The sequence below is a fragment of the Micromonospora sp. BQ32 genome (assembly GCF_059358895.1).
Map to the genome: position 1 here is coordinate 37,229 of NZ_JCADBI010000006.1, position 24,660 is coordinate 61,888.

The 24,660-nt window shown below is 70.2% G+C and carries 20 protein-coding genes, 1 tRNA gene and 1 pseudogene; 10 read left to right on the top strand and 12 right to left on the bottom strand.

Annotated features, from left to right (window positions below):
- The gene (gene coaE / locus AC5L30_RS14240; protein ID WP_494867717.1) at positions 1-1,182 is read right to left on the bottom strand and encodes a dephospho-CoA kinase; all 1,182 of its coding nucleotides are present in this window, start codon (positions 1,180-1,182) and stop codon (positions 1-3) included.
- A 367-nt stretch (positions 1,183-1,549) separates the two neighbouring features.
- Positions 1,550-3,061: a 30S ribosomal protein S1 gene (gene rpsA, locus AC5L30_RS14245; protein WP_112582670.1), complete on the bottom strand. Its 1,512-nt coding sequence runs from the start codon at positions 3,059-3,061 to the stop codon at positions 1,550-1,552.
- Between the two features lie 506 nt (positions 3,062-3,567).
- Here rpsA and AC5L30_RS14250 point away from each other — a divergent pair.
- From AC5L30_RS14250 to AC5L30_RS14265, 4 genes and pseudogenes are all read left to right on the top strand, one after another.
- Positions 3,568-4,374 (top strand): class I SAM-dependent methyltransferase, encoded by an 807-nt coding sequence (locus AC5L30_RS14250; RefSeq protein WP_494867719.1) that lies wholly within the window; start codon positions 3,568-3,570, stop codon positions 4,372-4,374.
- Between the two features lie 54 nt (positions 4,375-4,428).
- Positions 4,429-5,031: a Uma2 family endonuclease gene (locus tag AC5L30_RS14255; protein WP_494867721.1), complete on the top strand. Its 603-nt coding sequence runs from the start codon at positions 4,429-4,431 to the stop codon at positions 5,029-5,031.
- A gap of 36 nt (positions 5,032-5,067) precedes the next feature.
- The gene (locus AC5L30_RS14260) at positions 5,068-5,286 is read left to right on the top strand and encodes a hypervirulence associated TUDOR domain-containing protein (RefSeq protein WP_494867722.1); all 219 of its coding nucleotides are present in this window, start codon (positions 5,068-5,070) and stop codon (positions 5,284-5,286) included.
- Positions 5,273-5,617: pseudogene (locus tag AC5L30_RS14265) on the top strand (DUF3140 domain-containing protein); the annotation flags it as partial. The gene AC5L30_RS14260 and the pseudogene AC5L30_RS14265, both read left to right, overlap by 14 nt.
- A gap of 267 nt (positions 5,618-5,884) precedes the next feature.
- Here the strand turns inward: AC5L30_RS14265 and polA are convergent.
- From polA to AC5L30_RS14305, 8 genes are all read right to left on the bottom strand, one after another.
- Positions 5,885-8,584: a DNA polymerase I gene (polA, locus tag AC5L30_RS14270; RefSeq protein WP_494867723.1), complete on the bottom strand. Its 2,700-nt coding sequence runs from the start codon at positions 8,582-8,584 to the stop codon at positions 5,885-5,887.
- 125 nt (positions 8,585-8,709) lie between these two features.
- A complete protein-coding gene (locus AC5L30_RS14275) occupies positions 8,710-9,423 on the bottom strand; it encodes an ABC transporter ATP-binding protein (protein ID WP_494867725.1) in 714 nt (237 codons plus the stop codon).
- Positions 9,410-10,351, bottom strand: a complete 942-nt coding sequence (locus AC5L30_RS14280; RefSeq protein ID WP_494867726.1) for an ABC transporter ATP-binding protein — start codon at positions 10,349-10,351, stop codon at positions 9,410-9,412. The genes AC5L30_RS14275 and AC5L30_RS14280 overlap by 14 nt, the downstream gene beginning before the upstream one ends.
- A complete protein-coding gene (locus tag AC5L30_RS14285) occupies positions 10,344-11,501 on the bottom strand; it encodes a branched-chain amino acid ABC transporter permease (RefSeq protein ID WP_494867727.1) in 1,158 nt (385 codons plus the stop codon). The genes AC5L30_RS14280 and AC5L30_RS14285 overlap by 8 nt, the downstream gene beginning before the upstream one ends.
- Positions 11,498-12,481 carry a branched-chain amino acid ABC transporter permease gene (locus tag AC5L30_RS14290; protein WP_393363128.1) on the bottom strand — a complete coding sequence of 328 codons (984 nt, stop codon included), beginning with the start codon at positions 12,479-12,481 and terminating at the stop codon, positions 11,498-11,500. Before AC5L30_RS14290 ends, AC5L30_RS14285 begins: the two co-directional genes overlap by 4 nt.
- A gap of 66 nt (positions 12,482-12,547) precedes the next feature.
- Complete coding sequence (locus AC5L30_RS14295; RefSeq protein WP_494867728.1) at positions 12,548-13,699, bottom strand: branched-chain amino acid ABC transporter substrate-binding protein; 1,152 nt, start codon at positions 13,697-13,699, stop codon at positions 12,548-12,550.
- A gap of 366 nt (positions 13,700-14,065) precedes the next feature.
- A complete protein-coding gene (locus AC5L30_RS14300; protein WP_494867729.1) occupies positions 14,066-15,253 on the bottom strand; it encodes a hypothetical protein in 1,188 nt (395 codons plus the stop codon).
- A 66-nt stretch (positions 15,254-15,319) separates the two neighbouring features.
- The gene (locus tag AC5L30_RS14305) at positions 15,320-15,943 is read right to left on the bottom strand and encodes an ANTAR domain-containing response regulator (RefSeq protein ID WP_130402813.1); all 624 of its coding nucleotides are present in this window, start codon (positions 15,941-15,943) and stop codon (positions 15,320-15,322) included.
- 83 nt (positions 15,944-16,026) lie between these two features.
- Between AC5L30_RS14305 and AC5L30_RS14310 the strand changes: the two genes are divergently transcribed.
- The 3 genes from AC5L30_RS14310 to AC5L30_RS14320 all read left to right on the top strand — a co-directional run bounded on the left by AC5L30_RS14310 (position 16,027) and on the right by AC5L30_RS14320 (position 17,643).
- Positions 16,027-16,109, top strand: a tRNA-Leu gene (locus tag AC5L30_RS14310).
- A 97-nt stretch (positions 16,110-16,206) separates the two neighbouring features.
- The gene (locus AC5L30_RS14315; RefSeq protein WP_494867731.1) at positions 16,207-16,890 is read left to right on the top strand and encodes a transcriptional regulator; all 684 of its coding nucleotides are present in this window, start codon (positions 16,207-16,209) and stop codon (positions 16,888-16,890) included.
- A gap of 102 nt (positions 16,891-16,992) precedes the next feature.
- Entirely contained in the window at positions 16,993-17,643 is a 651-nt protein-coding gene (locus AC5L30_RS14320; RefSeq protein ID WP_494867732.1) for a Rossmann-fold NAD(P)-binding domain-containing protein, read from the top strand.
- A 3-nt stretch (positions 17,644-17,646) separates the two neighbouring features.
- Here AC5L30_RS14320 and AC5L30_RS14325 read toward each other — a convergent pair whose 3' ends face one another.
- Positions 17,647-18,825, bottom strand: a complete 1,179-nt coding sequence (locus AC5L30_RS14325; protein WP_494867958.1) for a trans-sulfuration enzyme family protein — start codon at positions 18,823-18,825, stop codon at positions 17,647-17,649.
- An 83-nt stretch (positions 18,826-18,908) separates the two neighbouring features.
- On the opposite strand from AC5L30_RS14325, the gene AC5L30_RS14330 reads away from it, so the two are divergent.
- Together AC5L30_RS14330 and AC5L30_RS14335 are read left to right on the top strand one after the other, a co-directional pair.
- Entirely contained in the window at positions 18,909-19,388 is a 480-nt protein-coding gene (locus AC5L30_RS14330; protein ID WP_030334356.1) for an Lrp/AsnC family transcriptional regulator, read from the top strand.
- Positions 19,389-19,460: 72 nt separating this feature from the next.
- On the top strand, positions 19,461-20,471 hold the full coding sequence (locus AC5L30_RS14335; protein WP_494867734.1) for an LLM class flavin-dependent oxidoreductase: 1,011 nt from the start codon (positions 19,461-19,463) through the stop codon (positions 20,469-20,471).
- 200 nt (positions 20,472-20,671) lie between these two features.
- Here AC5L30_RS14335 and AC5L30_RS14340 read toward each other — a convergent pair whose 3' ends face one another.
- The gene (locus tag AC5L30_RS14340; protein ID WP_494867735.1) at positions 20,672-22,933 is read right to left on the bottom strand and encodes a rhamnogalacturonan lyase family protein; all 2,262 of its coding nucleotides are present in this window, start codon (positions 22,931-22,933) and stop codon (positions 20,672-20,674) included.
- Positions 22,934-23,182: 249 nt separating this feature from the next.
- Between AC5L30_RS14340 and AC5L30_RS14345 the strand changes: the two genes are divergently transcribed.
- A complete protein-coding gene (locus AC5L30_RS14345) occupies positions 23,183-24,622 on the top strand; it encodes a pyridoxal-dependent decarboxylase (protein ID WP_494867737.1) in 1,440 nt (479 codons plus the stop codon).
- Positions 24,623-24,660 lie beyond the last annotated feature (38 nt).

Here is a 24,660-nt window from a genome sequence, read left to right on the forward strand (position 1 = left end):
TCAGGGGCGCCAGCCGGTCTGCGCGGCCCACTGCTCGGCCCGCAGGTACTCCTCGTCGAACCACGGGTTCCGGGCCGTGCCGGAAGCACCGGCCTCCGGCGCCGCCTCGACCAGGTCCCGCTTGAGCAGCAGGTACGCGGCCCGCTGATCCGGGTCGGCACGCAGGTGGTCGCGCATCAGCAACGCGTACCGCCAACCCGGCGAATCCGCCAGCCGCACGTGCAGACGAACCGGGCGGGCCGGGTCCGCGCTACCGTGCAGCCGCTTCTCCCACCGACCTCTGCCGGCCGGACGCGGGTCATCCCACCACTGCCCCGGCACCCGGGGGAACCCGGCGCCCGCCAGCCGATCGGCCAACGGCCCGTCGGCGTCGGCCAGGCTGGAGACCGCCACCTGCACGTCGATGACGTTCTGGGCGGCCAGGCCGGGCACCGCCGTCGAACCGATGTGATCGATCCGTAGGGCATCCGCGCCGAGCGCGTGCTGGATCCGGGCGGCCAGCCGCGCGTACTGCTCCGGCCAACTCGCGTCGGCCCCGGCCAGCTCGGCCGGCTCCGGCGAGACCACCCGCCGCTGGCGCAGGTTGTCCTCGTACGGCACCAGCCGTCGCTTCCACAGCACGTCGACGGCGTCGTGCAGCGCCGTCAGACTCCCGTCGTTGGTCAGCACCACGTCCGCCGCAGCTCGGCGGTGGGCGTCGTCGGCCTGGGCGGCGATCCTCCGCTCGGCCTCCGCGCGACCCATCCCCCGGTCGCGCGCCAGCCGCTCCAACCGGGTCGACACGGCCGTCTGCACCACGACCACCAGGTGGTACGTCGGCGCGAGACCCACCTCGACCAGCAGCGGTACGTCGTTGACGACGATCGCGTCGGGTGCCGCCGCGGCGGCCAGCTGCGCGGTGCGGGCCCGGACCCGGGGATGGGTGATCGCCTCCAGCCGACGGCGGGCCGTCTCGTCGGCGAACACCACCGCGCCCAGTGCGGCACGGTCCAGTGCGCCGTCGGCGTCCAGCACCGCGTCGGAGAAGGCGGCAACGATCTCGGCCAGCCCGTCCGTGCCCGGCGCCACCACCTCCCGGGCCACCCGGTCGGCGTCGATGAGCACCGCGCCCCGCTCCACGAGCCGCGCGGCCACCGCGCTCTTGCCCGACCCGATCCCGCCGGTCAACCCCACCCTCAGCACCCGAACAGTCAACCGGATCCACAAGCCCGCCGCCAAACCCACCCACGGCCCGGCGACCTCCCAACCCCGCGCCCCGCGCCCCGCGCCCCGCGCCCCGCGCCCCGCGCCCTGCGCCCTGCGCCCTGCGCCCTGCGCCAAGATCGTGCTCGAACCAGGATGTAGTGGTGTGCGGCGTCCGGGAGACCCCTACATCATGGATCGAGTGCGATCTTGGTGGTCCGCACCAGCCGCCGAGCGCACCGTGCCAGCTCGCCCCGGGGCACGCCCTGCCCGCAGCTAGCCCCGGTGGCCTACGGCGGGTACGGCGAGGGCCCCGCCCCCAGCGATCCGGAGATCGCGGGGACGGGGCCCGTCGTCGTTCAGCGGGTCACTTACCGCCGGCGAGCTTCTCCCGCAGTGCGGCGAGCGCCTCGTCGGTGGCCAGCGTGCCGGCCGGCTCCTCGGCCTGCCGGCTCGGGGCCGGGCTGGACGAGGAGGTGGTGCCACCGCCACCGCCGCCGCCAGCGGCCGGGACGGCCGGAGTCGGGTTGGCGGCAGCCTCGGCGTCGGCAGCCCGAGAGGTCTGCACCTGCTTGGTGTGGGCCTCCCAGCGCAGACGAGCCTCGGCGTACTGGTTCTCCCAGGTCTCGCGCTGCTTGTCGTACCCCTCGAGCCACTCGCCCGTCTCCGGGTCGAAGCCCTCGGGGTAGATGTAGTTGCCCTCGGTGTCGTACGTCGCGGCCATGCCGTAGAGGGTCGGGTCGAAGTGCTCCTCGCCCTCGACGAAGCCCTCGTTGGCCTGCTTGAGCGACAGCGAGATCCGGCGGCGCTCCAGGTCGATGTCGATGACCTTGACCATGACCTCGGAGCCAACCTGGACGACCTGCTCCGGGATCTCCACGTGGCGCTCGGCCAGCTCGGAGATGTGGACCAGGCCCTCGATGCCGTCGTCCACGCGGACGAACGCACCGAACGGCACCAGCTTGGTGACCTTACCCGGCACGATCTGCTGGATCGCGTGGGTGCGGGCGAACTGCCGCCACGGGTCTTCCTGGGTCGCCTTCAGCGACAGCGAGACGCGCTCGCGGTCCAGGTCGACGTCCAGGACCTCGACCTCGACCTCCTGGCCCACCTCGACGACCTCGGACGGGTGGTCGATGTGCTTCCAGGACAGCTCGGAGACGTGCACCAGACCGTCGACGCCGCCCAGGTCCACGAAGGCGCCGAAGTTGACGATCGAGGACACGACGCCCTTGCGGACCTGGCCCTTCTGCAGCTTGTTGAGGAACTCGGTGCGCACCTCGGACTGCGTCTGCTCCAGCCAGGCCCGGCGGGACAGGACCACGTTGTTGCGGTTCTTGTCCAGCTCGATGATCTTGGCCTCGAGCTCCCGCCCGACGTACGGCTGCAGGTCGCGCACACGACGCATCTCGACCAGGGACGCGGGCAGGAAGCCGCGCAGCCCGATGTCGAGGATGAGGCCGCCCTTGACCACCTCGATGACCGAACCGCGGACGACGCCGTCCTCGTCCTTGATCTTCTCGATCGTGCCCCAGGCCCGCTCGTACTGTGCCCGCTTCTTCGAGAGGATCAGACGACCCTCCTTGTCCTCCTTCTGGAGGACCAGGGCCTCGATGTGGTCGCCAACCGTCACAACCTCGGCGGGGTCCACGTCGTGCTTGATCGACAACTCCCGAGAGGGGATGACACCCTCGGTCTTGTAGCCGATGTCGAGCAGGACCTCGTCCCGATCGACCTTGACGACGGTGCCTTCGACAATGTCGCCGTCGTTGAAGTACTTGATGGTCTCGTCGATCGCGGCGAGGAAAGCCTCCTCGGAACCGAGATCGTCGTGGGTGACCCGGGTGGCGCTCGAGGGGGCCTCGATGCTGCTCGTCATGTGGGCGGTTGCTCCGGTCGGTGGGTTGTCACAGCAGGCTGGTGTGTCGCAGTGACCTGTTCGCGCCAGCGGATCCGTCGCCGGGCACACCGAACGATCGCCTAGTGAGATCATGATGTGGCTCCGTCGACCGCGCACCTGCTCCCTGCCGAGGCAACACGATCCGCGAGCGCATCGACTAGCCTACCGTGCGCATTACCACAGCGTGCAAGCCCTCCCGGGTTCTCTTCGTGCGATGACCTGCGAAAGCCGAACAATCGCCCGGAAACCACCCCTGCTGTCTCGTGCGTCACAGCAGGCCCAGGAGCCCCGCCGACCGCGCCACCGCCGCCCACTCGCGCGCCACGCTTGATCGACTCGGTTTCCTGGATATCGGCGCGTCCCGCCGCCCGGACACCGCGACTTCACCGAGAACGAGTCGATCGCGGTCCCCGGTGCGAGGGAGTCGGGCGGATGGTGGACGCGCCGCCGTACCCAATGGGGTGGGTGGGGCCTAGCGTGAGCGCGTGGATGACGACAGCCGGGTTACCCGGCGCCGGGTGGGTGACGCCGAGGCCCGGCGCGCCAACCGCGGCTGGTGGGACACCGACGCCGACGACTACCAGGCCGAGCACGGCGCGTTCCTCGGCGACGTGGACTTCGTGTGGTGCCCCGAGGGCCTGCGCGAGGCCGACGCCCGGTTGCTCGGCGACGTGTCGGGGCGGCGGGTGCTGGAGGTGGGCGCCGGCGCCGCGGCCGCCGCCCGCTGGCTCGCCACCCAGGGCGCCCGGCCGGTCGCCTTCGACCTGTCCGCCGGCATGTTGCGGCACGCCGCCGACGCCGCCGACCGCACCGGGGTACGCGTACCGCTGGTGCAGGCCGACGCGCTCGCCCTGCCGTTCGCCGACCGGTCGTTCGACGTCGCCTGCACCGCGTTCGGCGCGATCCCGTTCGTGGACGACTCGGCGGCGCTGCTCGCCGAGGTGCACCGGGTGCTGCGCCCGGGCGGCCGGTGGGTGTTCTCGGTGACCCACCCGATGCGCTGGATCTTCCTCGACGACCCCGGCGAGGGCGGCCTGACGGCCGTGCACTCGTACTTCGACCGCTCCCCCTACGTGGAGCAGGACGAGACCGGCGTGGCCACCTACGTCGAGCAGCACCGCACCCTCGGCGACCGGATCCGCGAGCTGGTCGGCGCCGGGTTCCGGCTGCTGGACCTGGTGGAACCGGAGTGGCCGGAGGGACACGAGGGGATCTGGGGGCAGTGGAGCCCGCTGCGTGGACGGCTCTTCCCCGGCACCGCCATCTTCGTCACCGAGAAGCCCACCGGCTGAGCGCCGCACGCCGAGTGCGACGGACCCGCACGTCACCGGCGCTACGGTCCGCCGGTGAGCGCATGGCCGAATCCGACACCACCGGACCGCTGGCGTCCGGACCCGGCACGACAACAGCGCGCCGACTATCAGGTCGCCGACCTCCAGAACCTGCCGGACGACTCCCTGCGCGTCGAACTCGTCGACGGAGCCCTCCAGGTGACGCCCCTCCCGACCCTGGGTCACCAGGACATCTCCGGCCTGCTCTGGACGTGGCTGCGATGCCACGCGCCGGCCGCCGTCCGGGCCACCCAGGCCGTCGCGGTGCAGCTCAGTGACGACACCAGCCGGCGCCCGGACGTCCTGCTGTGCCGCTCCGACGTACCGTCCGACCGGTCCTCGCTACGGCCGCAGGACGTCGTGCTCGCCGTGGAGATCGTCTCGCCCGGCACGCGACGGCTCGACCGGTTCGCGAAGCCGGGTGGCTACGCCGCCGCCGGCATCCCGTTCTACTGGCGGATCGAGCAGGACCCGGTGCACGTGTACGCGTACCGGATCGGCGATCGGGTGGGGCCCGGCGGTGAGCGGCAGTACGAGCTGGTCGCCGACGGCGCCGACGTGATCGAGCTGACCGAGCCGTTCGCCATCACGCTGCCGGTCGCCGAGATCACCCCGTAGTCGTTTCGCCCCGGCCGCGTCGGGTAGCCGAGGCCCATGGCCGAACAGAGATTCCACAAGGGCGACCATGTCTCCTGGTCGGCCCACGGCAGCCGCGCGTACGGCGTGGTGCGCGGGACGATCACCGAACGGACCCGGATCAGCGGGCGGGCCGTGAACGCGGCCCCCGACGACCCGCAGTACCGGGTCCGCAGTGACGGCACGGGTCGCGAGGTGGCCCACCGCCCCGAGGCGCTGCGTCATGAGCAGAAGTGACGACGGTCGGGACACCTACCGGGAGTTCACCGAAGCGGTGAACATGAAGCCCGGTGAGCTGTCCACGTGGCTGGAGACCGACGAGTCGAAGCAGGTCGGCTGGCACAAGGGCGGTCGCGCTGGTGGTGGCGAGTCCGTCGGCCACGAATCCGGCCGGAAGATCATCAACCTGCTCCGTCGCAAACGCGGTGACCTGTCCGAGGGCGACTACAAGCACATGCGCAAGGTGGTCGGCTACGTCCGCCGGCACATGGCGCAGCGCCCCTCCGGCGACGTCCGCGACACCAAGTGGCGCTGGTCCCTCATGAACTGGGGCCACGACCCCCTGAAGTAGCCGGTCATCCGCCGCAAGATCTGCGCAACGTCGGTGAACTTGGTGCCTCACCACGCCACGACCCAGCACCTCTCCCCGAAGGTGCGCAGATCTGAAACCGCGCGCCCGGGCCCGGGCCGCAACCCTGATCCACGACACCGACGGCCGCGACCAGGGCGACCCGGTCAGAGGTTCCGGGGCAGCCCGACCCGCGCAGGGATCAAGCCTGACCGCCCGGAGTGGGTCGGGCTGCCCCGGAACCCCCACACCGCAAACCAGAAACAATCAGTGATCAGCGCTGTTCCAGTCCCGGCCTTCGCCGACGGACACCTCCAGCGGCACCGACAGCGGGTAGGCCCCGCCCATCTCCTGCCGGACCAGTGCCTCCAACGCCTCCCGCTCACCCGGGGCGACCTCGAAGACCAGTTCGTCGTGCACCTGCAACAGCATCCGTGAGCGCAGCCCGGCCTCGCGGAGCGCGGTGTCGACGTGCAGCATCGCCACCTTGATGATGTCGGCGGCGGAGCCCTGGATGGGGGCGTTGAGCGCCATCCGCTCGGCGATGTCGCGGCGCTGCCGGTTGTCGCTGACCAGGTCGGGCAGGTAGCGGCGCCGACCCAGGATGGTCGAGGTGTAGCCGTCCTGGCGGGCCCGGGCGACCACCTGCTGGAGGTAGTCGCGCACCCCGCCGAAGCCGGCGAAGTAGTTCTCCATCAGCCCGCGCGCCTCTTCGGTGCTGATGGAGAGCTGCTGGGACAGGCCGAAGGCGCTGAGCCCGTACGCCAGGCCGTAGTTCATGGCCTTGATCTTGCGGCGCTGGTCGGGGGTGACCTCGTCGAGCGGCACCCCGAAGACCGACGAGGCGGTGGCGGCGTGGAAGTCGGCGCCGGAGTTGAACGCGTCGATCAGCGCGTCGTCCGAGCTGAGGTGCGCCATGATGCGCATCTCGATCTGGCTGTAGTCGGCGGTGAGCAGGCACTCGTAGCCCTCCCCCACCACGAAGGCCCGCCGGATCCGACGACCCTCCTCGGTGCGGATCGGGATGTTCTGGAGGTTGGGCTCGGTGGAGGAGAGCCGACCGGTGGCCGCCACGGTCTGGTTGAAGGTGGTGTGGATCCGGCCGTCGTCGGAGACCGACTTGAGCAGCCCGTCGACGGTCGACTTGAGCTTGGCCACGTCCCGGTGACGCAGCAGGTGGGCCAGCACCGGGTGCGGCTGCTGCACGTAGAGCCACTGGAGGGCGTCGGCGTCGGTGGTGTAACCCGTCTTGATCTTCTTGGTCTTCGGCAGACCCAGCTCGGTGAAGAGGATCTCCTGCAACTGCTTGGGCGAGCCGAGGTTGAACTCCCGACCCACCGCCTCGTACGCGCCCTGCGCGGCGGCCTTCACCTCGGCGGCGAAGTGGGCCTCCAGCTCGGACAGATAGTGGGTGTCGGCGGCGATGCCGGTGCTCTCCATGGTGGCCAGCACCCGCATCAACGGCAGCTCCACGCCGGCCATCAGCCGGGAGGACTGCTCGCCGTCACGGGACAGCTCGGCGTCGATCGCGTCGGCCAGGTCGAGGGTCGCCCGGGCCTGGAGCATCAGGTTCTGCTCGATGACGCCTTCGTCGCCGAGGCCGTCGAGGGTGAGCTGGCCGGACTCCGGGACGTCCACCCGCAGCTCCCGGTGCAGGTAGCGCAGCGCCAGGTCGGTCAGGTCGTAGGACCGCTGGTCGGGGCGGGCCAGGTACGCGGCGATCTGGGTGTCCCGGACGATGCCGGCGAGCTGCCAGCCGTGCGCGGCGCAGGCCAGCACGGCCGGCTTGCTGTCGTGCAGCACCTTGGGGCGCTGCGCGTCGGCCAACCAGCTGGCCAGGGCGCCCTCGTCGGTCGGGTCGAGCTGCGCCGGGTCGACCCAGGCCGCCGCGCCGCCGGCGGTGGCCAGCGCGAGACCGGTGATCGAGGCGGTGTGCCGGCGGTTGGGGCCGGTGTCGAGTTTGACCGCCAACCCGACCGGGGTGCCGGTCGGGACGTGGGTGCTCAGCCACCCGGCCAGCGCGCCGGGCTCGGCGAGCACCTCGCCGGTGAGGTCGAAGCCGGACTCGGCCTCCGGCTCGACCGCCTCCAGGTACTGGTAGAGACGGTCGCGCAGGATGCGGAACTCCAGGGTGTCGAAGACCTGGTGCACGGCCTCCCGGTCCCACCCCGTCCAGCGGGTGTCCTCCGGGCGCAGCGGCAGCTCCAGGTCGGAGACGAGGCAGTTGATCTCGTAGTTGCGGATCACGTCGGCGAGTCGTTCCCGCAGGCTGTCGCCGGCCTTGCCCTTGATCTCGTCGGCCCGGGCGATCACGCCCTCCACCCCGCCGTACGTGGTGATCCACTTGGCGGCGGTCTTCGGGCCGACGCCCGGGATGCCGGGCAGGTTGTCACTGGTCTCACCGACCAGCGCGGCGAGGTCCCGGTACTGCTGGGGCGGAACGCCGTACTTCGCCTCGATCGCCGCCGGGTCCATCCGGGCCAGGTCGGAGACGCCCTTGCGCGGGTAGAGGACGGTGATCTGGTCGTCGACCAACTGGAACGCGTCGCGGTCACCGCTGCTGATCAGCACCGACATGCCCTGGTCGCGGGCCTGGCAGGCGAGCGTGGCGATCACGTCGTCGGCCTCGAAGCCCTCTTTCTCCACCACCGGGATCTGCAGCGCGGCCAGGACCTCCTTGACCAGGCTGACCTGACCCTTGAAGTCGGTCGGGGTCTCGCTGCGGCCGGCCTTGTACTCCGCGTACTTGTCGGTGCGGAAGGACCGGCGGGAGACGTCGAAGGCCACCACGATGTGGGTGGGCTGCTCGTCGCGCAGCACGTTGATCAGCATCGAGGTGAAGCCGTACACCGCGTTGGTCGGCTGCCCGGTCGTGGTGGAGAAGTTTTCCACCGGCAGGGCGAAGAAAGCCCGGTATGCCATGGAATGTCCGTCGACGAGAAGCAGGCGCGGTGTCGTAGCTGTCACGGCAGCGACTCTAGTCCGTCGCACCGACATCCCTGGCCCTCGGCACGGGGGTGCCGCGACGCCGGGCCAAACGCCGGCGGCCGGCCACCCCCGGGAGGGGATGACCGGCCGCCGTCTCGGGTGGCTCAGGCCACGCCGAGGTACGCCTCCTTGACCGACGGATCGTGCAGCAGTTCCTGACCGGTCCCTTCCTTCACGATCCGGCCGGTCTCCAGCACGTAGCCGCGGTGTGCCCGCGACAGCGCCTGCTGGGCGTTCTGCTCCACCAGCAGGATCGTGGTGCCCTGCTGGTTGATCTCGGTGATGATGTCGAAGATCTGCCGGATCACCAATGGGGCCAGCCCCATCGACGGCTCGTCGAGCAGCAGCAGCTTCGGCCGGCTCATCAGCGCCCGGCCGACCGCGAGCATCTGCTGCTCGCCGCCGGAGAGGGTGCCACCGGCCTGCTTGCGCCGCTCGGCCAACCGTGGGAAGAGGGTCAGCACCCGTTCCAGGTCGGCGGCGATGCCGGCGGAGTCCCGCCGGGTGTACGCCCCCATGTCCAGGTTCTCCATGACCGTCATACCCGGGAAGATCTGCCGTCCCTCGGGCGACTGACACAGCCCCCGGACCACCCGCAGGTCGGCCCGGAGCTTGCTGATGTCCTCGCCGTTGAACGTGATCTTCCCCTCGGCCAGCGACCGGGTCCCGGAGATGGCCCGCATGGTGGTGGTCTTACCGGCGCCGTTCGCGCCGATCAGGGCCACCACCTCACCCTCGTTGACGGTGAGGCTGATCCCGTGCAGCGCCTCGATCCGGCCGTACGCGACGGCGACGTTCTCCAGCTCAAGCAGCGTCATCGGCGGGCTCCCCCAGGTACGCGGCGATCACCTTCGGATCGCGGCTGACCTCCGCGGGCGCACCCTCGGCGATCTTGCGGCCGAACTCCAGCACCACGATCCGGTCGGTGACTCCCATGACCAGCCGCATGTCGTGCTCAATGAGCAGGACAGTCAGCCCCATGTCACGGATCTTGCGGATCAGGGTGAGGAGCTCCTCCTTCTCCGCCGGGTTGAAGCCGGCGGCCGGCTCGTCCAGGCAGATCAGCTTCGGCTCGGTGGCCAACGCGCGGGCGATCTCCAACCGACGCTGGTAGCCGTACGGCAGGTTGCGCGCCTCGTCGTTGGCCCGGTCGGCGATCCCGACGAAGCGGAGCAGCTCGAGCGCCTTATTCTCGGCCGCCCGCTCCTCCAGGATGTGCCGGGACAGGCCGAAGATCTTGGCGGCCGACAGGCGCACCTGCTGCCAGCTCCGGACGATCCCGGACGCGGCGGTGACCTGCGGCAGCTCCTCCGGCTTGGGCCGCACCCGGTAGAGCCGGAACAGCGCCCCGGGCACGCTCGTCTTGTGCCGGGAGTCCGTCCCGACCATCACGTTCTCGAGCGCCGTCATCTCCGGGAAGAGCCGGATGTTCTGGAACGTCCGGGAGATGCCCAACTGGCTGATCTGGTGCGGCTTGCGGCCGGTCACCTTCTGCCCGCGGAACCGGACCGCGCCGGAGGTCGGCTTGTAGACCCCGGTCATCACGTTGAAGCTGGTGGTCTTGCCGGCACCGTTCGGCCCGATGAGGCCGAGGATCTCGCCCTCGTAGATCTGGAAATTGATCTTGTCGAGGGCGACCACACCGCCGAAGCGGAGCGTGACGTCATCGACTTCGAGCAGTACCGACCGAGGCCCCGCCTGAGTGGGGATCTTCGGCGTGGTGGTGCTGGTGGTCTGGTCAGACATGAGCGGGCGCCTCCTCTGCCTCTGCCGCGCGGTCCTTCAACTCGCGGGCACGCCGCCGGCTCGGGACCAGGCCCTGCGGACGCAGGATCATCACCAACACCATGGCCAGACCGAAGACCAACCACCGGTAGTCGGCGAAGTCGCGGAACCGCTCGGGCAGGTACGCCAGCAGCACCGCGCCGAGCGAGACGCCGATCATGTTGCCGGAACCACCGACCACGACCATGGCCACGAACAGGATGGACAGGTTCGCGTTGAACTGGGTCGGGTCGATGAACGCGTTCCGGCTGCCGAAGAGGAAGCCCGACAGGCCACCGAGCGCCGCACCGATGGCGAACGCCCAGAGCTTGAACTTGAACGGGTACACGCCCATCACCGCGGCGGCGTCCTCGTCCTCCCGCACGGCCAACCACGCCCGGCCGACCCGGCTGTGCTCCAGCCGACGAACCAGGAACACCATGATCAGCACAAACGTGATCGCCAACCAGTACCAGGGCTTCGCGTCGATCAGGCCGAAGACCTTGTTGTCCGGCGACGGCGCGCCCTCGGGGCCGGGAATGGCCGAGATGCCGACCGGACCGTTGGTCAGGCCGGTGGCGTTGCGGGCCACGATCCGAATGATCTCGCCGAAGCCCAGCGTCACGATGGCCAGGTAGTCACCGCGCAACCGCAGTGTCGGCCAGCCCAGCAGCACCCCGGAGATCATCGTCAGCACGATCGCGATGAACAGGCAGATCGCCCAGGTCACCGCCCAGGTCGGCGGCAGGTTGAACTCCTGCTGGATCCACTTCACCACCGGCGAGTTCACCGAACCGAACAGCGCCACGCTGTACGCCCCGATGGCGAAGAAGCCGATGTAGCCCAGGTCGAGCAGGCCGGCGAGACCGACCACCACGTTCAGGCCGATGGCGACCAACACGTAGATGGCACAGACGAAGAGCACACCCGCCCAGTTGTTACCGCCCTCGATCGAGTCGGTACGCAACCAGGTCAGGCCCGGAATGCCAAGCAGTGGCAGGTAGTAGAGGATCGCCACGAAGGCGGCGAGGCCGAGGGCCTGCTGCCACTTCGTCAGCGCCCGCCAGCGGTCGCCGATGGAGGTCAGCATGCCGACCCGACGGCGGTCTGCGGAGCGAATCTTGTCGATCATGCGCGGGCCCTCCCGAGCGACTCACCCAACAGGCCGGTGGGCCGGAACATCAGCACCACGATCAGCACCACGAAGGCGATGACGTCCTCCCAGTTGGACGCGAAGAGCGTGGCGCCGTAGACCTCGACGATGCCGAGGAAGAGACCACCCAGCAGCGCGCCGCGCAGGTTGCCGATGCCACCGAGCACGGCCGCGGTGAACGCCTTCAGACCGAGCACGAAGCCGATGCTGTTCTGGGTGAAGCCGAACCGCATGCTCCACAACAGCGCGGCGGCGCCGGCCATGATGCCACCGAGCACGAAGATCAGCATGATCACGCGCTCCTGGTTGACGCCCATCAGCGCGGCGGTCTCCGGGTTCTGGGCCACCGCTCGCACGCCCCGGCCGTACCGGGTGCGGTTGATGAACCAGTCGAGCACCGCCATCATCGCCACCGCCGCCACGAAGACGATCAGCTGGATGTTCGTGATCGCGGTGTTGCCGATGGTGAACAGAGTTTCCTGCTGGATGATCGTCGGCATACCGACGATCTGACGGGGCCGGCCGAACGCCTCCGGCAGCACGCCGCCGAGAAGCTTCGGCAGCACCTGCCCGAAGAGCTCCACGAAGACCAGCGACAGACCGATCGCGGTGATCAGGAAGATCAGCGGCGGCGCGTTCTTACGCCGCAACGGCCGGTACGCGATCCGCTCGAGCGCCAGCGCGGTACCGCCGGAGGCGACCGCCGCGACGACCAGACCGAGCACCAGGAACAGAATCGCCTGGCCGATAGGCGGGTTATTTTGCACGCCGAGCTGGGTCCACAGGATCAGCACCGAGAAGGTACCGACCATGAACACCTCGGAGTGCGCAAAGTTGATCAGACGAAGGACGCCATAGACGAGGGTGTAACCAAGGGCTATCAGGGCGTAGATGGCGCCCTTGGACAGGCCATCGACCGTGTGCTGGCCGAGATGGCCGATCAGTTCATCGAAATGCACCGGGGGTCTCCTTGAATCGAGAGCGGCCGGGGTGAAACACCCCGGCCGCACTCCATTGCGTGGGCGTCAGCTGAGCTTGAGCTCCTGCAGCGCCTCGATAGCGTTGCCCTTGATCTGGTAAGCCCAGATGACAACCTTCGACGGGTCGACGTCACCCTTGGAGTCGAACTTGATGTACTTCGACACACCCTGCTTGTCGTACGACTTCACGAACGCCAGGATGTCCGCCCGGCTCTTCTTGCCAGCCTTGAAGGCGTCCAGGTAGATCGTCGCGCCGTCGAAGCCCTCAGCGCCGTAGGAGCCCGGCGGGATGCCGAACTTCTTCTGGTAGTCGGCGGAGAAGGTGCCGCCGGCCTTGTCGGCCGGGAGGCACGGGCAGGTGATGATCGCGCCCTCGGCGCCGCCGGAGGCACCCGACGGGAACGCGGTGTCGTAGAGACCGTCCGGGCCGACGAACTTGGCCTGGACACCAGCGGCACGCATCTGCTTCACCAGCGGAGCGGCCTCACGGGTGTAACCGCCGTAGAAGACGAAGTCGGCCTGCGCGGACTTGATCTTGGAGATGGTGGCGTCGAACTGCGCCTGCCGCTCCTGGATCTTGTCCTTGTTGACCACCAGCGGGCCGAGCTGCTTGCCCAGCTCCTCGGTGATGCCCGCGCCGTACGCGCTGGCGTCATCGATCATGAAGACCTTCTTCGCGTTCTGGGTCTTCAGGTAGCTGGCCACGGCGCCGGCCTGCGTGCCGTCGTTACCGACCACCCGGTAGAAGGACGTGTTGCCCTTCTGGGTCAGGTCCGTGCGGGTCGCCGACGGGCTGACCATCGCCAGGCCGGCGGCCTGGTAGATCGGCATCGTCGCGTCCGACTCACCGGAGAAGTGCCCACCGATGACACCGAGGAACGAGTTGTCCCCCGCGATCTGGTTCGCGAACGGGGTCGCCACCGCAGGGTCACCCTGGGTGTCGAACTCCTGCATGGTGACCTTGCAGTTCGGGTTCGCCGCGTTGAACTGCTCCACGGCGAGCTTCGCGCCGTTCAGCGACGGGATCACCAGACCCGCGTTGTCACCCGTGAACGCACCGAAGATCGCAATCTTGCCACCGCAGTCACCCGACGCGGTCCCACCTTCGCCGCCACCGGAATCCTGGCAACCAGCCGCAACCACCAGGGTCGCGGCGAGCGCTACGGTGCCCAGCGCCCGTACATAGCTTCGCCTCACGGCTTCCTGACCTCCTCGAGATGCGGACGCGGCTGACCCGAAGCGACGGCGACAGCAGCAGACCCGCAATTCCACCCACCCCGCAGGGACTCCCCCTGCGTTACGGCTCGTGATGGCGGAGCGTACCCACACGACATACCGTCCCGGAAGGCCTGGAGGCTGGGTCTGCGAAACCGTTACGAAGACGTGGGCGATCACGTCGATGTCCGTAACAGGTGAATCCGCCAGTCGGTCCTTAAACCCACGCCCGGTCGAAGTCCGCCCGCACCAACCCGAACCGCGCGGGCCTGACAAAAAGCCGACTGACCTGCGGAAACGTCCGCACGCATCGCACTCCGGGGTGAAGTGCCGGCACACCGTCGACGTTCAGACGCCCGGACCGGCCGCCCACCACAGCCCGGCCCGCGTGCCGTCGTCCGCCGCCAACCACCACCGGTCACCCACCGCCACCAGCGTCACATCCCGATCAACACCCGCCGGCACATCGAGTGGCGTCGTCGCCTCCCGCCACGACCCACCCCGGTCGGTCGACACCCACACCGAATGCCGCGCCCCATCCGTCACGGCGGCGAACAGACTGCCACCGGACGACACCAGCGACCCCACCCCCGGCACCCCGGCCCCGGCCCGCCGCCCGAACGTCCCGGCGGGCACCCACCCCGCCGCCTCCTGCCGCCACGCCCCGAACGTCCCCCCGCGCAGCCCGACCGCCACCGGCACGCCGTCGGCCAGCACGACCCGCTGCATCTCCTCGTACTCCGGCCCACCCGCCAACACCGTGCGCCGCCACGACCGCCCGTCCGGCGACGACCACACCGCCGGGTCACGGTCGATCCGGCCAGCCGGCAACAAACCACCCACCGCCAGCCAGCCCGACGACGTCGCCACCGCGTCGAACGCCCAGGTCACCCCCACCGCGTCACTGGCCAGCTCCGGTGCACCCTCGACCAGCGCGAACTCCGCCGCGTCCGGCGACGCCACCCAGGACGCGGCACCCGCCGACCGGTTACCGACGATCAACCACCCCTGCGGGCCGGCCGCCAGCCGGGACACGTTCACCGCCGTCGGCCCGCCGTACGTCTCGAACGACGCCTGCACCTCGACCAGCGCGCCATCGGCCAGCTGCCGCCACGTGCTCACCCGCGGATAGCCGTGCGCACCGCCGACCTTCGCGCCGATCAACGCCACCTGCCCGTCACGACAGGCCGCCGACAGGAGCACGTTCTGCCGCCCGTAGAAGGAATCCGGACGCACCGGCAGCACCGTCCACGTCGTACCGTCCACGCTGGTCCAGGCCGCCGGACGGGTGCCACCATCGGCGTCCACGACACCACCGACCACGAACCACCGACCCGCGCACGACGCCGCGTCCCGCACCAGCGGACGACCCGGGCCACCCGGCGGCGCCGGCAGCGTCAGCGGCTGCCAATCCGGCCGCAGCGCCGGCGCGGCCGCCGTCGTCGACCCCGCGCCGCTCGGCGCGGCCGGCCCGTCGCACCCGGCGAGCAGCAGCGCGAAGAGGCCGAACACCGCGATCACCCGTCGGACGGACACCCGTCGATGCTAACCACCTGACCCCGCGCACGGTGACCCAGCGCAGCCCGTTGTCACCAGGACCGCTCAGACGGTCGGCTGCTGCGACACCTCGCCGCCGGCGGTCTCCGCGAGGATCCGCTCGGCGACCTCTTTCATGGTCATCCGGTGGTCCATCGCCGTGCGCTGGATCCACTTGAACGCCTGCGGCTCGGTCATCCCGTACGTGGTCATCAGCGCGCCCTTGGCGCGCTCCACCGACTTACGGATCTCCAGGCGGTCGGTCAGGCTCGCGACCTCCGCCTCCAGCGCCGCGACCTCCGAGTAACGCGACAGCGCGATCTCCACCGCCGGGACCAGGTCGCTCTTCTGGAAAGGCTTCACCAGGTACGCCATGGCGCCCGCCGCGCGGGCCCGCTCCACCAGATCACGCTGGCTGAACGCGGTAAGGATGATCACCGGGGCGATCCGGGCACCAGCGATGCGCTCGGCGGCGGCCAGCCCGTCCATGATCGGCATCTTGATGTCGAGGATGACGAGATCGGGCTTCAACTCCTCGGCGAGGCGCACGGCTGTCTCGCCGTCACCGGCCTCCCCCACCACCTCGTAACCCTCTTCGACCAGCATCTCGGCGAGGTCCAGCCGGATCAGCGCCTCGTCCTCGGCGATCAGTACGCGCCTGCGCTCGGCATCCGTCGGCATCTCAGCCACCAGCCCTACCCCCACCATCGATCACTGCACGGCTACCACCCATGCTCCCGCATGAGAGTAGTCGGGTACAGTAGGCGCCACCCGCCGGGATGGTGGAACGGCATACACGGAAGTCTCAAACACTTCTGCCCGAAAGGGCTTGCGGGTTCGAATCCCGCTCCCGGCACCTTGTCATACAGCTGTTCGATGATATGCGGGTGCACCCATCGCAGCTACGGGCACGAGCCCGCGCCCTCCGCGCACGCGGACACACCGTCAACTCCGTGGCTCGAACGCTCTCGTTGCCGTATGCCACGGTCTGGCACTGGTGCGTCGATCGACCCGAGGCGGTGAAGCGCGGCACGGAGCTACGGTGCTTCCGGTGCCGGCCGGATGTCCAGAATCCGACCGACCCCGCCGCCTACGCCTACCTGCTCGGTCTCTACCTGGGCGACGGCCACCTGGTGACAACAGCACGCGTCCCCGTGTTGCGCATCTACTGTTCCAATGGGTGGCCCGGGTTGATTGAGGCGTGCGACATGGCCATGCGAGCCGTGCTGGCGTCGAAGGTGCAACGGGTCCAGAAACAGGGCTGCGTCGGCGTGCAGAGTTACGGCAGCCACTGGCCGTGCCTGCTGCCACAGCACGGTCCGGGCAAGAAGCACGAGCGACCGATCGTCCTGACCGACTGGCAACGGCCGATTCTCGAAGTCCATCCCGGCGACTTCCTGCGCGGGCTCTTCCACTCCGACGGTTGCCGAACAGCCAACCGGGTCACGACGCGAGGCCGGCACTACGTCTACCCACGCTACATGTTCGTCAACGAGTCGGCCGACATCATGGGGCTCTGCCAGTGGGGCCTCGACCTGCTCGGCGTCACCTGGCGGATGAACCGACGCAACTCGCTGTCGGTGGCGCGGCGCGACGCCGTCGCCACGCTGGACCGGCACGTTGGCCCGAAGTCCTGACCGCTATCCGCGCGGATCACACAGACCGTGGCAGCCTGGCTGACGCGCGGGCGGATGGCCGGTGGCGGTGGTGGCGGTGGGCGGCGACAGGGGTGGGTTCTGATGCGGGTGGTTGTCTTCGGTGCGACCGGGATGGTCGGTCAGGGCGTGTTGCGCGAGTGCCTGCTCGCCGAGGACGTGCGGGAGGTGCTGACGGTCGGCCGGAGGTCGACCGGTGCGCAGGATCCGAAGCTGCGGGAGCTGACGGTCGCGGAGGTGGGCGAGTTGGACGCGGTGCGGGCCGAGTTGACCGGTGTCGACGCGTGTTTCTACTGCCTCGGCGTCTCCTCGCTGGGCCTTGACGAGGCCGCCTACACCCGGATCAGCTACGACTACCCGATGGCGGCGGCCCGGTTGTTCGCGCAGGTGAGCCCGCAGGTCACGTTCGTCTACGTCTCGGGTCAGGGGACCGATTCCTCGGGTCAGGGTCGGGTGATGTGGGCGCGGGTCAAGGGGCGGGCCGAGAACGCGGTCATGGATCTGCTGCCCAACGGTTACGCGGCGCGGCCGGGGTTCATCCAGCCGACGTACGGGGCGGTGTCGAAGACGCGGTGGTACCGGTTCGGGTACGCGGTCACCCGTCCGCTGTTTCCGGTGCTGCGTCGGGTGCTGCCGAACCAGGTCACCACGACCGACGGGATCGGTCGGGCGATGTTGCGGGTGGCTCGGCAGGGTTCGTCGGTCCGGGTGTTGGGCAACCGCGAGCTGCGCTGAGGGTCAGGCGACCGTGTCGAGGGCGTGGGCCAGGTCGGCCCGCAGGTCCTCGGGGTCTTCGAGGCCGACCGAGAGGCGCAGCAGGGCGGCGGCGGGTTTGGCGTCGCCCTCGACCGGCCGGTGGGTGAGTGAGGCGGGGTGCTGGATGAGGGTGTCCACGCCGCCGAGGGAGACCGCGTGGGTGATGAGGCGGCAGGCGCCGGCGACGGCGGCCGCGGCGGGCGCGCCGCCGCGTACCTCGAAGGCGAGCAGGCTGCCGGGTCCGGACATCTGCCGCCCGACCAGCGCCGCCGGGTCGTACACCGAGGGGTGGTGCACCCGGTGTACGGCGGGGTGGTCGGCGAGCCAGCCGGCGAGTTTCTCGGCGCTGGCCTGTTGGGCGCGGACCCGCAGCGGCAGGGTTTGCAGGCCGCGGTGCAGCAGGTAGCCGCCGAGGGGGTGCAGGATCGCGCCGGTGACCGCGCGGACCTGGCGGAGGCGTGCGGCCCAGGTGTCGTCGCAGGCGACGACGCCGGCAAGGACGTCGCCGTGCCCGCCGATGCTCTTGGTGGCGCTGTGCAGCACGAGGGTGGCGCCGTGCCGGGCGGGTTGTTGCAGTACGGGGGTGGCGACGGTGTTGTCGACCAGCAGTGGGATGTCGCCGGCCGCGGCGGCGAGGGCGGCGATGTCGACCAGGTCGAGGGTGGGGTTGGCGGGTGTCTCGACGATGACCAGGGCGGTGTCGGGGCGGATGGCGGCGGCGACCTCGTCGGGGCGCGTCCAGGTGACGGTGGTGCCCAGCAGGCCGGTGGAGAGGACATGGTCGGTGCCGCCGTAGAGGGGCCGGACGGCGACGACGTGTCGGCGGTCGTCGCGGGCGGCGGCGAGCAGGGTGGCGGTGAGGGCGGCCATTCCGCTGGCGAAGGCGACGGCCTGGGCGGTGCCTTCCAGTTCGGCGAGGGCGGTTTCGAAGCGGGCGACGGTGGGGTTCCAGAGCCGTTGGTAGACGGCGCTGCCGTCGGTGGGGAGGGTGCCGCCGGTGGCGAGTTGCTCGTACGCGGCGCCGCCGTCGTCGACGGAGGGCAGTGGGTTGGTGGTGGACAGGTCGATGGGTGGTACGTGCACGCCGAGGGTGCGGAGGTCGTCGCGGCCGGCGTGTACGGCCCGGGTGTCCATCGTTGTCATGGCGGTAGCGTCGAACATCCGACGGGTGGCGGGCAACAGCCCGGCAGATTATTCTGCTATTCCTATTGGTTTCCGTGCTGAGTTCGGGCGAGGATGGCGGAATGCCCCCTGAGCCGAATGATGTGCGGCCGTATCCGGCGCTGGACGAGGTGGATCGCGCGATCCTGACCGAGCTGGCGGCGGATGGCCGGCTGCCGAACAACGCCCTCGCCGAGCGGGTGGGGGTGGCGCCGTCGACCTGCCTGACGCGCACCCGGGCGCTGCGCGAGCGTGGCGCGATCCGTGGTTTTCACGCCGAGGTGGATCCGGCGGCGCTCGGTCTGCCGTTGCAGGCGTTGGTGTCGGTGCGGTTGACCGCGCACGAGCGGGCGGCGGTGGACGCGTTCCGGGCCCGGTCGGTGCGACTGCCAGGGGTGGTGTCGGTGTTCCACGTGGCCGGCGCGGAGGACTACGTGCTGCATGTGCGGGCGGCGTCCGGCGACGCGTTGCGGGACTTCGTGCTGGACCATCTGGCGGTCGACCCGGTGGTGCAGCACACCCAGACCAGTCTGATCTTCGAGCAGGCGCGCGGAATGGGTTGAGCGGCGGGTGAGGTGGCCGACGAAAACCCGTATGCCGGAACAAAGCCGGCTGGGGACGGGTTGGCTGACCGTGTGATCACCGTACCGTTGTCTGTTCTTGATCTTGCCCCGGTCGCCAAGGGCACCACCGCTGGCGCCGCTCTGCAGGCCACCACCGAGCTGGCCCGCCGCACCGAGGAGTTGGGCTATCACCGGTTCTGGGTGGCCGAGCACCACAACATGCCGGCGATCGCCAGCTCCGCGCCCGCGGTGCTGTTGGCACACCTGGCGGCGAACACGTCGACGATCCGGTTGGGGTCGGGCGGGGTGATGCTGCCCAACCACGCGCCGCTGGTGGTGGCCGAGCAGTTCGGCACCCTGGAGGCGCTGCACCCGGGTCGGATCGACCTGGGCATCGGGCGGGCGCCGGGCACCGACCAGGTGACCGCGCTGGCGTTGCGGCGCACCATGGAGGGCCTGTCGGCGGAGGGTTTCCCCCGCGAGCTGACGGACCTGATGAACTACTTCAGCGGGGAGAAGCCGGGGCAGATCATCGCCACCCCGGGCCACGGTGAGCAGCCGGCCGTGTGGCTGCTGGGCTCCAGCGGTTTCAGCGCCCAGCTCGCCGGCCTGCTCGGTCTGCCGTTCTCCTTCGCGCACCACTTCAGCTCGCAGAACACCCTGCCGGCGTTGGCCCTGTACCGGCAGAACTTCCGGCCGTCACAGTGGCTGGACAAGCCGTACGCGATGGTGGCGGTCAATGCGGTGTGCGCGGAGACCGACGAGCGGGCCGAGTGGCTGGCCGGGCCGAGCGCCCTGTCGTTTTTGAAGTTGCGCTCCGGGCGGCCGGAGCCGCTGTCGACGCCCGACGAGGCGGCGGCGTACCCGTACTCCGAGATCGAGCGGGAGTTCGTCCTGCAACGCCGTGACGGTCAGGCGATGGGCTCGCCGGAGACGGTGCGTCGGCAGCTGACCGAACTGGTGGAGCGCACCGGCGCGGACGAGCTGATGCTGACCACGCTGGTGTACGACGTGCAGGACCGGGTGCGGTCGTACGAGTTGATCGCCGAGCAGGTGGCGGGCGGTCTACGCCAGACGGCGTGAAACACGATCTTCACGTCAGCGTCACCCTACCGACCCGGACGGTGCCTAATGTTGGTGCCGGTGGTGGTACGGCATTCCCGGTCGGGACGGGTTGGGAATGCCGCGGTGTGGCGCACCGGGCCGGAGCTGAGCGGATTCCGCGGCTGCGGCCCGGTGCCTGCCACCCTAGGCGACCCCGGTCGGGACCGCCAGGGTCTGCATCAACGTAGGTGGATGTCCGGGGTGGGTGGGTTGCCCATTCCGTTGCCGATGAAGAACCCCGGGTGCGGCGGTTGGTTGTAGGCGGTGTTCTGCCACGCGATCGCCACCCGATACTGCGGGTCGTGCATCAGCGTGTAGATCCGGGTGCTGGTCGGGGTGGGTGTGCTGTAGATGCGCAACGCCCGACTGTCGGTGGTCCGCCAGATCACCTCCTCGCGCCAGTCACCGAGGATGTCGCCGGAGAGCGCCGGCGTGGATTTGGTGCCGTTGTTGGACGCCACCCCGCTGCCGTCGAGCAGCCGGGTCTCGCCGCCGGTGCCGTACTTGTCGATCCTCGTGCCGTCGAGCAGTTCCCGCACCGGGTCGCCGTCCCACCAGGCGAGGAAGTTGGCCGAGGACGGCTTGCGACCAACGTTCTGCCCCCTGGTGTTGGCCAGTCCGGTGGCCGCTGACGACCACGACTCCGCGCCGGGGCTGCCCGCCCAGATGTCCGCGGAGACACCCCGGCCGTTGTCGCCGGACGCCGGCGTGGACCAGAGGACCTGACCGGTACGGGCGTCGGCGAAGTAGGAGCTGGGCTTGCTGGCGTCCTCGTCGACCTTGAACACCTCCAGGCCGGCGCGGCCCGGGTCCAGGTCCCCGACGTGCAGGGCGTCGCCGTGGCCGTTGCCCGTCGAGTGAAGCAGCCGGCCGTTGTCGTCGATGGTGGCGGCCCCGTACACGATCTCCTGGCGGCCGTCGGCGTCGACGTCGGCCACGGAGAGCTGGTGGTTGCCCTGACCGGCGGCGGCGCCGTTGCCGGAGGAGTTCGAGTCGAACGTCCAGCGCTTGCGCAGCGTGCCGTCGCGGAAGTCCCAGGCCGCGATCACCGCGCGGGTGTAGTAACCCCGGGCCATGATCAGGGAGGGGCGCTGCCCGTCCAGGTACGCGGTGCCGGCGAGGAACCGATCCACCCGGTTGCCGTACGAGTCACCCCAGGACGACACGGTGCCGCGCGGCGGGTCGTAGTTGACGGTCGAGGCGATCGCACCGGTCTGGCCGTTGAACATGGTCAGGTACTCCGGGCCGGACAGCACGTAGCCGCTGGAGTTGCGGTGGTCCGCCGACGACGAGCCGATGAGCTGACCGGTGCCGGAGCGGGTGCCGTCGGCGGTCTTCATGGCCACCTCGGCGCGGCCGTCGCCGTCGTAGTCGTACACCTGGAACTGGGTGTAGTGGGCGCCGGCCCGGATGTTGCGGCCCAGGTCGATCCGCCACAACCGGGTGCCGGTGAGTGCGTACGCGTCGACGTAGACGTTGCCGGTGTAGCCGGACTGGGAGTTGTCCTTGGCGTTCGACGGTTCCCACTTGAGCACGATCTCGTAGCTGCCGTCGCCGTTGAGGTCACCGACGGAGGCGTCGCTGGCGCTGTACGAGTAGCTCTCGCCGCTCGGCGTGCTGCCCCCGGCCGGGACCTGCAACGGCACGTCCAGGTAGCCCGCGCCGAACTGCAACGCCGACGCCGACGCCGCCTGCTCGGCGCCGCCCACCACGGCCCGCACGGTGTACGCCGAGCCGGCCGCCGCGCCGCTGTCGAGGTAGTTGGTGGCGCCGGTGATCGGGCTGGCGTTGACCCGGGTGGATCCCCGGTAGAGGTTGAACGCCACTCCGGAGGTCTCGGTGCCGAGCAGCCGCCAGGACACCAGGTTGCCGCTGCCGGAGCGGACGCTGACCAGCCCCCGGTCCAGGTTCTCCATCTGCACCACCCCGGCCGCCGGTGGAGGCGTGGTCGGGGGTGGGGTGGTGGGTGGCGGCGTGGTCGGGGGTGGGGTGGTGGGTGGCGGCGTGGTCGGGTCTTCGGTGGGTGGGGCCCCGGTGCAGGTGGTGCCGTTGAGCGCGAAGCCGCTCGGCACCGGGTTGCTGCCCGTCCACGAACCGTTGAAGCCGAACGCGGTGCTGCCGTTCGTGGCGATGGTGACGTTGTGGTCGACGTTGCGCGCGGTCACCTGGGCACCGGACTGGGTGACGGCGGCGTTCCACACCTGGGTGACCTGCTGGCCCGCGGCGTAGGACCAGGTGAGCGTCCACCCGTTGACCGGGTCGCCGAGGTTGGTGACGGTGACGTTGGCGCCGAAGCCGCCCTGCCACTGGTTGGTGATCTGATAGTCGACCCGGCAGCCGACGGCGGCGGCCGAGGCGACGACCGTGCCGAGGGTGCCGGCCACGACGGTGGCCGCCGTCGTGGCGGCGAGCAGGATCAGCCGATGTCTGGACGGGTGCATGCACTGCCTCCGGGATCCGCTGGTGATCGCCGCCGGCCACCGGCCCTGCCCGGGAAGCACGGTGGACCGACCCCGCCGCGACGGCGGCGGACGGCGATCTGATCGGGGGGTGAAACGCCCTGGAACTCACGGATCCGACTCACCGTGCATCGTAAGGCAAGCGCTTTCCGACACGCAACATCGACGGTCATCGCTATGCTGCGGGTCCCGCTCTTGCCTCGGTGATCGATGCCTGATCAACTCGTCCGGGTGAGCGCTCACCACATGGACCCCGCCGAATTCCGTCGCGCCGGCCACGCCGTCGTCGACTGGATCGCCGACTACTGGGCGACAGTGGAGCAACGGCCGGTCGCCCCGGCCGACCCCCCGGGCACGGTGGCCGCCGCGCTGCCCAGTGAGCCGCCCACCACCGGCGGCGAACCGGTCGAGGCGATCCTCGCCGACCTGGACTCGATCGTCGTACCGGGGCTGACCCACTGGCAGCACCCGGGCTTCTTCGGCTACTTCCCGGGCAACACCTCCGGCCCCAGCGTGCTCGGCGACCTGGTCAGCTCCGGGCTCGGCGTCCAGGGGATGCTCTGGGCCTCCGGCCCGGCCTGCACCGAGCTGGAGACGGTGATGATGGACTGGCTGGCCCAACTGCTGGACCTGCCACCGCGGTTCCGCTCCACCGGCACCGGCGGCGGGGTCATCCAGGACTCGGCCTCCTCGGCGACGCTGGTGGCCACCCTCGCCGCACTGCACCGGGCCAGCGGCGGCCGCTGGCGGCACACCGGCATCGACCGGCGCTACCGTGCCTACACCTCCGTCCACGGGCACTCGTCCATCGAGAAGGCGGTACGGATCGCCGGGCTGGGCAGCGACGAAGTCCGGTCGATCGAGGTGGACCCGGACACCCAGGCGATGCTGCCGGGCGCGCTGCGGGCCGCGATCGAGGCCGACCTGGCCGCCGGTGACGTGCCGGCCATCGTGGTGGCGACCATCGGCACCACCTCCACCACCGCCGTCGACCCGGTGCCGGAGATCGGGGCCATCTGCGCCGAGTACGGGATCTGGCTGCACGTGGACGCCGCGTACGCGGGCGCCGCCGCCGTCTGCCCCGAACTGCGGTGGTCACACGCCGGCCTGGAGTACGCCGACTCCTACTGCTTCGACCCGCACAAGTGGTTGCTCACCGGCTTCGACTGCGACGCGTTCTGGGTGGCCGACCGCGCCGAACTGATCGAGGCGTTGACCGTACTGCCGGAGTTCCTGCGCAACGCGGCCTCCGAATCCGGCGCGGTGATCGACTACCGGGACTGGCAGGTACCGCTCGGCCGGCGGTTCCGGTCCCTCAAGCTGTGGTTCGTGCTGCGCTGGTACGGCGCCGACGGACTGCGGGCGCACATCCGCTCCGGCGTGGCGCTGGCCGAACGGTTCGCCGAGCGGGTCCGCGCCGACGACCGGTTCGAGTTGGCGGCGGCGCATCCGTTCTCACTGGTCTGCTTCCGGCTACGCGCCGACGACGACACCAATGCCGCGCTGCTGGCCTCGGCGAACGCCACCGGACGGGTGCACCTGACGCACACCCGCGTCGCCGGCCGCTACACGCTGCGGCTGGCGGTCGGCTCACCGCAGACCACCGAAGCGCACATCGACGAAGCATGGACCCTGCTCGCCAAGGCAGCCAACACCCTGCCCATCCCCTAACCCCCGTCGCCCCGCACGCCCCGCGCCGCACGGCACCC